The sequence below is a fragment of the Sciscionella marina DSM 45152 genome (assembly GCF_000379465.1).
GTDB lineage: Bacteria > Actinomycetota > Actinomycetes > Mycobacteriales > Pseudonocardiaceae > Sciscionella > Sciscionella marina.
Genome location: NZ_KB905392.1, coordinates 99993 through 111939, shown reverse-complemented (window position 1 = coordinate 111939; position 11947 = coordinate 99993). Strand labels below are relative to the sequence as shown.

Sequence of the window (11947 nt, the reverse complement as noted above, 5' to 3'; positions counted from 1 at the left end):
GATACCAGCGGGCGATGTCGATACCGGGGGAGAGCACGGCGACCGCCGCCATGGACGGATCGGGGACGTCGAAGACGCCCGCCGCGGCGCCGCGCTCGACGAGCGCGCGGACCTCGTCCTGGATCCGGTGCCGGATGGCGCTGATCTCGGCGTGGTGCGCGGGAGTGAGAGCCGCCGGCTCGTGGTCACGATCCGTGCCCCGGTGTGGCCCTGTGCGTGGTGGGCGGCGAAATCGCGGACCACGGCACGCCGCGCCGCCGCCGGATCCCCGGCCGAGTCGATCGCCTGGCGGATGATCCGCAGGGTGTTTCGTGCCCCGAGCGGGAGATGAGGTAGACCAGCTCCTCCTTGGACTTGTGGTGCACGTACAGCGCGGCCGGGTTCATCCCGGCGGTCTCGGCGATGTCCGGCGTCGTGGTCCCATGGAAGCCCCGCTTGGCGAACGCGGATGTGGCCGCGTCCAGCAGGCGAGCGCGCCTCATTGTTTTCCCTCGTCCGGTGTCGACCTCGACGACATGTGTGCGTGACGTCCCGACTCGAATCGGCAGTAGGCTGGCCCGTGACGATCGGTTCTCTCGTCCAGCACGCTACCGAATAAGCAAGCGCGTAGTCATGACACGCGGGAGTGTTCATGCCCGAGGCCGTGATCGTCGCTACCGCCTGTTCGCACCGTGGATCCGGCGGCGGTGGGGCTCACGGATTTCGGCCGTCCGCAAGGGTTTCTGGCCCGACAGGGCACCGCAGGAGGAAGCAGCTGGACACCTCGCGCGGCCGGGACCTGCCCGAGGACCGGATCACCGATCCGGCGCTGATGCTGGTCTGGCACCGGATTTCAGACGCCAGGGACCCCGACAGTGCGACCGCGGCCGCCATCGCCCAAGTCTGCTGCGGTGATCTCGCCGTCACCGCCGCGGAGAAAGCCATTCAGCTCCACGGCGGTATCGGCATGACCTGGGAGCACCCCGCGCGTCTGTCCCTCAAACGAGCCAAAGCCGAGCAGCTCGCCTTCGGCGCCCCCCGGACAGCAGCGGACGAAGTTGCCCGAACTGATCGAGTTGCCGGGGCCACGGTGCACCGTGCCGGTGCAGCTCAGCCGGGGACCTTGTCCAGGAAGCCGCGCACATCCGCGATCCGGTCCTGGTCGTCGAGAACGAGCACATCGAATCCGATCACGACCGGCTCCGCGCCCCGCGGTCCGAGACCCCACTGGAAACGCATCTGCTTGTGGTGTGCGTCGACGGCGCCGACAGGGGAGAAGACGAAATCGGGGAACTGCTGCTGCACTTGTTCGATGACGGCGCCGATGTCTCCGTGGCCGCGGGCCTCGGCCAACGGATCGGTGTAGCCGGCTTCCGGGGCCCAGTGCTCGGCGAGCAGCCTCGTCCGCTCCGCACCGGTGGCGTTCCAGGTGGCCAGGTAGTTCTCGACAACGGTCTGCATGACGTGTCCTTTCCGAAGTTCGGTTTTGCTGACGGGACAAGATTGGCCCGTACCGCGCAGCCGGTCCATGACCTCTGAGGTCATGGAATCCCGTCGTCGAGGTCCTAGACTTCCGGTATGACCGCAGCCGCTGCCCGTCCCGTCGGCCCGTTGTTGCGCAGCTGGCGGGAGCGGCGCCGATTCAGCCAGCAGGAGCTCTCCGAGCTGTCCACCGTGTCGGCAAGGCACCTGAGCCGAGTGGAGACCGGGAAGGCCCGGCCGACACCGGAGATGCTGCTGCATCTGGCGGAGCACCTCGATATCCCGATCCGGGAGCGCAACCAGTTGCTGCTCGCCGGTGGGTACGCGCCCCGGTACACCGATCAGCCACTCGGGGACAGCTCGAACGCGGTGGTGCTCGACGGGCTTCGCGGTCTGCTCGACGCGCACCTGCCGTACCCGGCCCTGTTACTGGACGACTACTGGGAAGTGGTCGACGCGAACACGGCGGTGGACGTCCTGCTCGCCGGTTGTGCCACCGAACTGGTGCAGCCGCCGATCAACGTGATCCGGCTGTGCCTGCACCCGGACGGCCTCGCCTCCCGGATCGTCAACCGTGGCCAGTGGGCCGCGCACCTGCATCAGCAGCTCCGGTACCGGGCCGAGCGCACCGGCGCGGCACGGCATCGTGAACTGGTTGAGGAAGTCACGAACTACCTGGCGGATCTGCCCCGGACCCCGGCACCTGCCAGTCCCGTGCTCACCCTCGACCTTGCCACCGACAGTGGAACGCTGCGCTTCTTCAGCACCTCGGCACGGCTGGCCACGGCGACCGACGCCACCCTGGAAGGCCTGCACCTGGAGACATTCCTGCCCGCCGACGCACGGACGAAAGAACTGCTCGGTGCTGCGACTGCTTGACGGGCGCGGCGCCTCAGTCCTGCGGTTCGTAATCACCGACCTGTTCGGTGTCGTCCTCCAGATCGAAAACGACCCGGTCGATCGTTCCGGTGAACGGGAATTCCCCGGAGTAGGCCTGACTGACCGGTGAACAGCCGTCTCTGCCGAGATCCAGTCCGCCCCAGGACATGAAGTATCGCGAAGTCTCCGGCATTTCCACCTCGGCCAGCACCCGGTCCCCGGACAGGATCCGCCCGACACCGGCGAGTGCCCCGGTCTTGCGGAACGTATAGGTGAAGGTGTGCGGACCGGTGGTGAGCTCGACCGGTGCGCTGACCCGGTAGATCCCGCCGTAGTAGTTGTAGTCGTGGTGGATCCGGGAATCCTTGATGTAGAAGGAATATCCGCCGCCGACCGAACCACAGGCGATGAGCACGCCCTCGTCCTCGGGGCCACACTCCACGTGCGCGGTGAGGGTGTACGAGCGGTCGAGGATGAACGGGGTCGCCCCGTTCGGCACGTGGCTGCAGCCGCCCCACAGGGTGATGTGGTTCCTGCTGCGCACCGCGTCCGGTCGGGCGCTGGCCGCGGCTCTGCGCGCGGCGAACCGGCGGTCGTCGAGCGGAAGGACGTCGTAGCGGCCGGCCTGGGCCCACCATTCCTCGATCATGGCGCGCAGCCGTTCCGGATGGCGCGCGGCGAGATCGTGGCATTCGGAGAAATCCGAATCGAGGTGGTAGAGCTCCCAGACGTCGTCCTCGTAGCGGGTGTCCGCGGCGTGGTAGGCGACCGCTTTCCAGCCGTCCTGCCACAGCGCGCGGCTGCCGAACATCTCGAAGTATTGCACCTGTTTGCGGCTCGGGCCGTCCGATTCGAAGGAATAGCGCATGCCGGTTCCGTGTATCGGCATCTGCGGCACGCCGTCGACGGTCTCCGGCGCGCGCATGCCGAGGACCTCGAGGACGGTCGGCACGATGTCGACGACATGGTGGAACTGATTGCGCACCGCACCACGCGCGGAAATCCCGTCCGGCCAGGAGATGATGAGCGGATCCCGCACCCCGCCCGCATGGGTGTTCTGTTTGTACCGCTTCAGTGGGGTGTTCTCGGTCATCGCCCAGCCGAGCGGATAGTTGTTCTGCACCCGCCAGGTTCCGATGTCCTCGAAGTACCGCTGGTTGTATTCGACCGAATCGATTTCCTCGTTCTCGTAGGTGGCCATGTTGACCGAGCCGTGGTGCTGGCCCTCCTGGCTCGCCCCGTTGTCGGAGAGCAGCACGAAAACGGTGTTGTCCAGCTGGCCGAGCCGTTCGAGATGGTCGAGGAACCGGCCGAGCTCGTGATCGGTGTGTTCGAGGAAGGCCGCGTACGCTTCCTGGAACCGGGCGTAAAGCCGTTGCCGCTCGCCGGGGAGCTCGCCCCAGGCGGGTACGCCCGGGTTGCGCGGAGCCAGCTCGGTGTCCGGGGTGACGATGCCGAGTTCCTTCTGCCGCGCCAATCTCGCCTCGCGCACCGCGTCCCAGCCGTGGTCGTAGGCGCCGCGGTACTTGGCGAGATAGTTTTCCGGGGCCTGGTGCGGGGAATGCATCGCACCGGTCGCGAAGTACAGCAGGAACGGTTTGTCCGGGGCGAGCGAGACCTGGTCGGTCACGAAGGAATTGGCGTGGTCGACCAGATCCGCGGTGAGGTGGTAGCCGTCCTCCGGTTTCGCGGGCGGATCCACGCGGTGGTTGTCGTAGGTCAGTTCCGGGTGGAACTGGTCGGTGGCCGCGTCCAGGAAACCGTAGAACCGGTCGAACCCGCGTCCGAGTGGCCACTGGTCGAACGGTCCCGCGGTCGAGGTCTGGTCCGCGGGGGCGATGTGCCATTTGCCGATGGCGAAGGTGGCGTAGCCCTCGCCGCGCAGCATCTCGGCGATGGTTCCCGCGTTGTGGCTGACCGCGCCGCGTTTGCTGGGGAAACCGCTGTCCGCATTGGCGATGATGGACATCCCGACCGAATGATGGTTGCGTCCGGTCAGCAGTGAGGCGCGGGTGGGGGAGCAGAGGGCGGTGGTGTGGAAGTTGGTGTACCGCAATCCGCGCCCGGCCAGCCGGTCGATGTTCGGTGTGGCGATCTCACTTCCGTAGCAGCCGAGGCTGCCGAAGCCGACATCGTCGAGCAGCAGCAGCACCACGTTGGGGCTGTTCGCCTCCGGGGCCCGCAGCTGGGGCCACCAGGGTACGGAATCCCGGTACGTGCGGCCGATGTGCCCGCCGAACTCAGTGCCAGCCAAGTCAGTACTCCTCATTCAGATCACGCCGGTAGGTCTCCGGCAGGAAATGGGTGCAGGCTCCGGTGATCACGGCGAGCACGACCACGAAACCGCACACCAGCCAGGGCTCTCCGCCGCCGAGCAACAGCAGTGAGGCCGCGATGGCCGGCACGAAACCGGCCGCGAGCGAAGAAAGCTGGAACACCACCGAAGTTCCGGTGAACCGCACCCGTGCGTCGAATAGTTCGGGAAGCATCGCGCCGGACGGGGCGAACACCATGCCGACCCCGACCGGGAAACCGAGCAGGAACGCGAGGCACACCAGCACCGGATTCGCCGTGTTCATCAGCAGAAAACTGGGGAACACCGCGAGGCCGACGAGCACCGCGCCGAGCATGATCACCGGTTTCCGGCCGTAGCGATCCGAGAACCGGCCCGCGATCGGCACCGTGATCATCTGCAGCACCAGGGCGAGCGCCACGCCGAGCAGTGCCACCGGTTTCGCCAGCTGCAGCCCGGTGGTGAGGTAGCTGATGCCGAACACGATGAACACCGCCCAGGTACCGGCATCCGCCACCCGCGCGCCGAACGCCTTGAGGATCGTGAGCGGGTAGCGGCGCAGCAGGGTGGGCACCGGCATCCGCACCGGACCGCCGGACTGCTTCATCCGCGCGAAGGCCGGCGTCTCCACCACCTTGAATCGCAGATACAGTCCGGCGATCAGGATGAAGACACCGAGCAGATACGGCACCCGCCAGCCCCACGTGAGCAGCTGCTGTTCGGGAAGTGCCGCGACGAAGGCGAACACGACCACGATCGAGAGCAGTTGCCCGGCGGGATTGCCCATGCACGCCCAGGTACCCCAGAAGCCGCGTTTGCCCTGAGGTGCGTGCTCGACGACCATCAGGGCGGCGCCGCCGAACTCGCCGCCGAGGCCGAAACCCTGTAGCAGCCGGAAGAACACCAGTAGAATCGGCGCCCAGACCCCGATCGTCTCGTAGGTGGGAAGCAGCCCGGTCAGCACCGTCGGCAGGCCGAGCAGCAGCAGGGTGGCCAACAAGGTCGCCTTGCGGCCGATCCGGTCTCCGATGTGCCCGAACACCAGGGCCCCGACCGGCCGGACCACAAAACCGACCCCGAAGCTGACGAACGCGAGCAGGGTTCCGACGACCGGGTCGCTCGCGGGGAAGAACAGTTTGTTGAACACCAACGCGCTCAACCAGCCGTAGAGCTGGAAGTCGTACCACTCCATGGTCGCGCCGGCGAGGCTGGCACCGGCGACCCGCCTGATCGAAGCCGGTGCTCGCTCGCCCACGACGGTTTGCCCTGACGACATCGGCAGCTCCCAGCACACTCGGATGGCATACGACGAAGAGCACGTCCGGAGCTGCGCGCGACCGGCGGGAGCTCCCGGAGGAACCCTAAGTCCCGCATGGGCGATACGACCAGAACGTAGTTCCGATAAGAGCTATATGGTTTTCCGTATGGCTATTCCGGAGGACATCCAGCTCTCCTGGCTCAGTTCGTTCCTCGCCGTGGTCAACCAGGGGACCTTCACCGCGGCCGCCCGCACGACCCGACGCGCCCAGCCGAGGGTCAGCGCGCACATCGCCGCACTCGAGGAGGTGCTGCACGTGCGGCTGTTCGATCGCGGCGCCCGCGGCGTCAATCTGACCGAGGCCGGACATCGGCTGCTACCCCACGCGCGGGCCGCGCTCGCCGAGGTCCGGGCTGGGATGGACAGCGTGGAATCGCTCGAAGGCGCACTGCAGGGCAACGTCATCGTGGGCAGCTTCCCCGGTGCCAGCGGTGTCCTGCTCGCCCCGCTCATCAAGCGGTTTCGTGCGGCCCACACCGGCGTCTCGGTCGAGCTGCACGAGGGTGATCCGGGCTGGCTGGAGGACGCGGTCGCCGGATTCGACATCGATCTCGCGGTGCGCGTCGCCGATATTCCCCAGCGGCACAAGGAAGTCGTGTCGCGGCACCTCTTCGATGAACGCATCCACCTCGCCGTCCCGGCGGATCATCCGCTCGCCGATGTCGACGCGAGCCCCACGGCGCTGCGGGATCGCTCGCTGATCGTCACCGGAGCACCCGCCGAAGGGTGGACCGATTTCACCGACCGGCTCGCCGAAAGCGGCATCGCACCGGCTCGGATCACCAATGTCGCGCATCCGACGACGGTCATCGCGCTGGTGCGTGCCCGGCTCGGCATCGGGCTGCTCGGCGAGATGGCCGCGAGTATCACCGCGTTCGGTGATGTGCTCACCAAACCGTTGCCGCAACCGCGATGGGTCCGCGAGATCCACGTCTACTGGAACAGCAAACGCCATCTGTCGACCGCGGCCGCCGCGTTCCTGGACGCACTCGATTCGACACCGCCCCAACCGCGGTGAATTCCCGCCGGGCAACCGATCGCGGGTTCGCGCGTCTAGTCGAGGTGAACGGTTTCGCTCGCCGCGGCCTGCGCCTCGCGGTACTCCCGGCCCTGCTCCTCACGGTCTTCGCGATAGCGGCACCCGCCGCCGGCGCCGCCAAACCGGGTCCGGCCGTGCACACCGGCACGTTCGACCCGGCGGCGCGTCAGGCAGCGCTCGCCCATTGGACACCCGAACGGATGCGCGCGGTCGGTGCGAAGTCGAGCGAGGCGGACGGTTCGGTCAACCGGCCCTGGTCCGGCCCGATCCCGCACGGTGTCGGGCGGCTGTTCTTCACCGAGGTGCCCGGCGAAGACCACTGGTGCACCGCCACCGCCGTCGGCGGGGCCAACAAGGATCTCGCGACCACCGCCGCCCACTGCGTCTGGCCCGGCCTGACCAAGGATGGAACCCAGATCAAGGTCACCAATGCCGTTTTCGTTCCCGGTTATCGGGACGGGCAACGCCCGCAGGGGGTCTTCGCGGCGCGGGTGTACCTGCTTCCCGAGTCGTACACCCAGCACAGCTCACCGGATATCGCGATGATCGCCTTCGATCAGGACCACGGCAGCCATCTCGCCGAGCGGACCGAGCCGCAACGGATCTCCTTCGACCGCGCCGAACCGGGAAAGGCGGCCATCCTCGGTTATCCGGGATCCCATACGGCCCGTGGGAATTCCCTGTACTGGTGCGACAACGTCAAGGCCGAGCCGGACAGCACCGGGACCTGGAGCTCGCCCTGCGATATGGCCGGAGGATCCAGCGGTGGCCCCTGGCTGACCGATTTCGATCCCAAGACCGGAAGCGGCACCGTTGTCGCCGTGACCAGCCAGGGCACCATGGGCATCGATCCGGGGACCGGTGACCCGATCACCACCGCCCTCAGTGGCGCACCGGAGCAGGACATGGGCAAGACACTCTACGACCAGGCCGGAGCTCGCTGAGCACGTCCGTTCAGGCGCTTCAGAGGGCGCGTGGACGAGGAGAACCCGGCGGCCGGCTTGCGGAAACCCCGGCGCACTTGTGCTCCTTGCCGGTTCCGCACCCAGCGCCGGTGATCATCACGGGCCGGGATGTCCGGCCGGTCCTGCATGGTCACGTCAGCTCGAACGCCAGCCGGAACCGGTTGCCGGGGGCGCCGCGGTATCGCCGGGTCCGCGCCCCGCGGTGGTCGGGTTTCGGCTAGGACGCGGCCGGAGCTGTGGTCGCGCGGACCACCAGCTCAGGGGAAAAACGTACGTCCTGCACCTGTTCGCCGCGCATCAGAGCGAGTAGCTGATGCACGCTCTGTTCACCGATCCGGCGCAGGGGAGAGCGCACGGTGGTCAGTGGGGAGTGGAGCTCGGCGGCCATCGGGATGTCGTTGAACCCGATCACCGAGATCCCGCTGCCCGCCGCGATTCCGTGGTCGCGCAGGCAGCCGAGGACCCCGAGTGCCGCGGGATCGCTGACGGTGAAGATCGCGGTCGGTGGAGTCTCGGCGCGCAGCAACCGTTCCGCGCCGAGACGTCCGCCTGCGATATCGAAGGTGCTCGGCGCGACTCGTTCGGCGGGAACCGGATGACCCGCTTCGCGGAACACCTCGAGGAAGCCTTCGGTGCGTTCGATGGCATTGCTCGCATACGGCATCCCGGCGACCACCGCGGCCCGCCGGTGCCCCAGCTCGAGCAGATGCTCCGCGGCGAGACGACCGCCGAGGCGGTCGTCACAGGTCACCGAGGGGTATCCCGTGACGAACCGGTTGACCAGGATGAACGGGACTTCGCGGGCAAGCAGTAGGTCGAGCGAACCGCCGTCGACGGGGGAATCCCCGAGGATCATGGCGTCGACACTGTGCGAGAGCAGGGTCTCCATGCAGGCGCGCCTGGTGTCCTCGTCGTCCCACGAGTTCATCACCAGGGAGTGGAATCCGTTGTCCCGCGCGGCGAGTTCGATTCCCTCGTAGATGGTCGCCAGCACGGTATCGGCAAGGCGGGCCATGACGACGCCGAGCAACCGGGTCCGCTGCCTGCGCAGCCCGCTCGCCGCGGCATTGGGCACGTAGCCGATCTCCCTGGCGATCTGGCGGATCCGCTCGGCCGCCGGAGCGGAGGCGGAACGCACGCTCGGGACTGTCGAGCCGTTGAGCACCCGGGAGACCGTGGAGACGTGGAAACCACTGAGCTCGGCGACCTTCGCCAGCGTGGCCCGGCGTGGCCTGCTGCGCCTCTCCGGCTCCGGTGGTTCCCCGTTCACCAGGCCATATTCGCACAGTACCGGGCGGCGGGTTGACACCGGACCGGCATCCTCGTTAAATAGCGCAAACGTTATAGCCAAACCTTTGCGCACAGTGGAGTGCCTCCGGTGCGCACCGTGAGCAGGCGAGGGCGATGGACAAGGCCGATGAGGGCGTAGTGACCAGTCGTTCGAGCCTGCGCGTGCGCCTGCTGCCCGCGCTGATCTGCTGCTGCCTGGCGGCCGTGGTGGTCAAGGAAGGGCTCGGGGCTCTGCAGGCCGTGCTCGGCGCACGCACCATGGACTGGGGGCCGCTGGCTCCGCAGGCCTGGCTGGGCGAGATATTCGGCGACCTCACCGAGGCGCAGTTCTACGCCGTGTTCCCCGCCGGGGTGGGAATGCTGATCATGGCGGTACTCGCGCACCGGCTCTCCGTGCGGCGCCACCGGCTGCGCGGGTTCGCGCTCAGCTGTGGGACGGGGCTGTTCGGCTGGGTACTGCTCGCCGCGCTGACCGGTCTCTTGCTCTCCCACGCACTCTGGTGGTGGACACGCACTCAGCAGTGGCAGCCCACTTTCGTGGCCTTCGTGTCGGTGTCCCCGGCGATCGTGCTTGTCTACGGTGCGGGCTGGCGCGTGGCGCTGACTGCGGCCGGGCTCGGTGCGCTGTTCGCCGCCCCACTGGCGATCCTGGTGGTGGACTTCGTGTGCCGTCCGCTCGGGCTGCCCAATGTGGCCGGCAATGTCACCGGTATGTGGACCGGGGCGCTGCTCGCTTTCGCCGCCTGCCGGTCGTTGCCGTGGATGCGGGTGACCGAGCCCGTTCCGGCCGCCGCACCGCCGCCACCGTCGCCGTCCTGGCTGCCGAGACGGGTGCTCGCCGATTTCACCGAAGCCCAGTTTTACGGCAACGAACTGGCCACCCTCGGCATGTTCGCCGGTCTGTTGCTGACCTGGGCACTGGACCCCGGACTGCCCGGTTACGCCTCGAACCTGGTGCCCCAGATGCTCGCCGCCCAGCTGGTCACCGCATCGTTGGCGGTGTGGTGGCACGCGGACCGGTGGCGCACTCGTGGCTGGTACCCGACTTTCGTCCCGGTGGTCTCACTCGCGCCTGCGGCGGTGCTGGCCTATGGCGGGAGCTGGCCGGTGATCCTCTTCGCCGCCGTGTTCGGTGCAGCACTCGGGCCACCACTGGCCGCCGCGGTCATCGCCCGGCTGCCCGCGGATTTCCACCAGTTCATCGGAAGCGTGTTCTCGATGACCGTGATCACCCTCGCCGGGACCGGTCTGCTGCGCCTCGCCGAGCTGACCGGATCGCTGTGACCGATTCACGACCGTTCGGAGGAACCGAGATGTCCCACCACCCCAACGACAACGGGGACCTCGCCGAGCTGCTGCTCGCCCCGATCCGCACCGTACGCGGACTCTTCGACCGCGGTGAGCTCTCTCCGCTCGAACTGACGAACGCTGCGCTCGACCGGGTCGAGCAACGCAATCCGAGCCTCGGCGCGTTGAGTCACGCCGCCCCGGAACAGGCACTCGAAGCGGCGCGGGCGGCCACCGAACGGCTCGCCGGCGGTGCTGCGCGCGGCCCGCTGGACGGCGTCGTGGTCGCGGTCAAGGATCTGGTCGCCGTACGCGGTGTGCCACTGGAGGCCGGATCGCGGGTGCTGGCCGGCAATACCGCGAGCCGGGACGCCGCCGTCGTCGCCGCGCTGCGCGCCGCGGGCGCGGTCATCATCGGCAAGGCGGCACTCGACGAGTTCGCACTCACCACGGTCGGCCCGGCCCGCAACCCGCTCGATGAGCGGCTCAGCCCGGGTGGGTCGAGCGGTGGTTCGGCGGCGGCCGTGCGGGCCGGGATGTGTTTCGCGGCCATCGGCACCGACACCGGGGGCAGCGTGCGGATACCCGCCTACTGCTGCGCGGTCACCGGACTCAAGCCAACCCATGGACTGCTGCCCACCGACGGGGTCATCTCCCTGGCCCCCTCGCTCGACCACATCGGCACCCTGGCGCGCACGGTCGAGGACACTGCCCTGTTCCTCGAGGCCATGCTCCCGGCGCGACCGCGGGGATTCCTTCCTTCCGCACCCGATGCGGCGCGCTACCGGATCGGCATCCCCGAGGATCTGAGCGGGTACGAGGCTACGGTGCGGGCCGCGTTCACCGAGACCATCGATCGTGTGCGCCGGTCCGGGGCCCGGATCAGCCCGTTGCGGTTCCCCGATCTCGACGCGGTCAAGCAGGTGCACTGGACGCTGTTGTCCAGTGAGCTCTCCGCTTACCACCGGCACCGATTCGGTGCCCGGGAGAACCGGTACCGGGCACCGATGCGCGAGGCGATCGAGGCCGGAGCGGCGATAGACGCCGACCAGTACCTCGAGGCGCAACACAGCCGCGGTGAATTGCGTCGTCAGGTGGACGCCCTGTTCGCCGGGGTGGATCTGCTCGCCATGCCGACCATGACCGTGCACCCGCCGCACTACGGGCAGGCCGCCATCACCGTCGATGGCGTGCCGACCGATCCCACGGCAGCGATGGTGCGCGGTACCTCCCTGTTCAACCACACCGGACATCCCGCGGTGAGCGTGCCGCCGCAGGGCGGTTCGCACGGCGAACACCCGTGCGGGATTCAGCTTGTCGCACCGCATTTCGCCGAACGCACGCTGCTCGAGGCGGCACGTGTGTTCGAGGACTGAACATCCGGACCCTGAGCATCCGGCCTACGAGGACCGAGT

Annotated in this window: 10 protein-coding genes and 3 pseudogenes; 7 read left to right on the top strand and 6 right to left on the bottom strand. The window is 68.1% G+C overall.

Annotated features, from left to right (window positions below; all coding sequences use genetic code 11):
* Nucleotide 1: 1 nt before the first annotated feature.
* Both A37U_RS53700 and A37U_RS53695 read right to left on the bottom strand, forming a co-directional pair.
* A pseudogene (locus A37U_RS53700) lies at nucleotides 2-124 on the bottom strand (TetR-type transcription factor C-terminal domain-containing protein); the annotation flags it as partial.
* Between the two features lie 61 nt (nucleotides 125-185).
* On the bottom strand, nucleotides 186-482 hold the full coding sequence (locus A37U_RS53695; protein ID WP_240437605.1) for a helix-turn-helix domain-containing protein: 297 nt from the start codon (nucleotides 480-482) through the stop codon (nucleotides 186-188).
* Nucleotides 483-668: 186 nt separating this feature from the next.
* Between A37U_RS53695 and A37U_RS53690 the strand changes: the two are divergent.
* Nucleotides 669-784 (top strand): annotated as a pseudogene (locus A37U_RS53690) (phosphotransferase family protein); the annotation flags it as partial.
* 27 nt (nucleotides 785-811) lie between these two features.
* Nucleotides 812-982 (top strand): annotated as a pseudogene (locus tag A37U_RS54895) (acyl-CoA dehydrogenase family protein); the annotation flags it as partial.
* Between the two features lie 107 nt (nucleotides 983-1089).
* Here the strand turns inward: A37U_RS54895 and A37U_RS0117345 are convergent.
* The gene (locus A37U_RS0117345) at nucleotides 1090-1440 is read right to left on the bottom strand and encodes a nuclear transport factor 2 family protein (RefSeq protein ID WP_020497926.1); all 351 of its coding nucleotides are present in this window, start codon (nucleotides 1438-1440) and stop codon (nucleotides 1090-1092) included.
* Nucleotides 1441-1557: 117 nt separating this feature from the next.
* Here A37U_RS0117345 and A37U_RS0117340 point away from each other — a divergent pair, with 117 nt between their 5' ends.
* Nucleotides 1558-2340 carry a helix-turn-helix domain-containing protein gene (locus tag A37U_RS0117340; RefSeq protein ID WP_020497925.1) on the top strand — a complete coding sequence of 261 codons (783 nt, stop codon included), beginning with the start codon at nucleotides 1558-1560 and terminating at the stop codon, nucleotides 2338-2340.
* A gap of 13 nt (nucleotides 2341-2353) precedes the next feature.
* On the opposite strand, the gene A37U_RS0117335 is transcribed toward A37U_RS0117340, so the two are convergent.
* The gene (locus tag A37U_RS0117335) at nucleotides 2354-4594 is read right to left on the bottom strand and encodes an arylsulfatase (protein ID WP_020497924.1); all 2241 of its coding nucleotides are present in this window, start codon (nucleotides 4592-4594) and stop codon (nucleotides 2354-2356) included.
* 1 nt (nucleotide 4595) lies between these two features.
* Nucleotides 4596-5909, bottom strand: coding sequence for an MFS transporter (locus A37U_RS0117330; RefSeq protein ID WP_026197309.1), 1314 nt, complete (start codon nucleotides 5907-5909; stop codon nucleotides 4596-4598).
* 148 nt (nucleotides 5910-6057) lie between these two features.
* Here A37U_RS0117330 and A37U_RS51600 point away from each other — a divergent pair, with 148 nt between their 5' ends.
* Entirely contained in the window at nucleotides 6058-6969 is a 912-nt protein-coding gene (locus A37U_RS51600; RefSeq protein WP_020497922.1) for a LysR family transcriptional regulator, read from the top strand.
* 44 nt (nucleotides 6970-7013) lie between these two features.
* Nucleotides 7014-7934: a trypsin-like serine peptidase gene (locus A37U_RS44115; RefSeq protein ID WP_083933597.1), complete on the top strand. Its 921-nt coding sequence runs from the start codon at nucleotides 7014-7016 to the stop codon at nucleotides 7932-7934.
* 238 nt (nucleotides 7935-8172) lie between these two features.
* On the opposite strand, the gene A37U_RS0117315 is transcribed toward A37U_RS44115, so the two are convergent.
* A complete protein-coding gene (locus A37U_RS0117315; RefSeq protein WP_020497920.1) occupies nucleotides 8173-9264 on the bottom strand; it encodes a LacI family DNA-binding transcriptional regulator in 1092 nt (363 codons plus the stop codon).
* Nucleotides 9265-9359: 95 nt separating this feature from the next.
* On the opposite strand from A37U_RS0117315, the gene A37U_RS0117310 reads away from it, so the two are divergent.
* A complete protein-coding gene (locus A37U_RS0117310; protein ID WP_020497919.1) occupies nucleotides 9360-10529 on the top strand; it encodes a hypothetical protein in 1170 nt (389 codons plus the stop codon).
* 29 nt (nucleotides 10530-10558) lie between these two features.
* The gene (locus A37U_RS0117305; protein WP_040588065.1) at nucleotides 10559-11908 is read left to right on the top strand and encodes an amidase; all 1350 of its coding nucleotides are present in this window, start codon (nucleotides 10559-10561) and stop codon (nucleotides 11906-11908) included.
* Nucleotides 11909-11947: the final 39 nt, after the last annotated feature.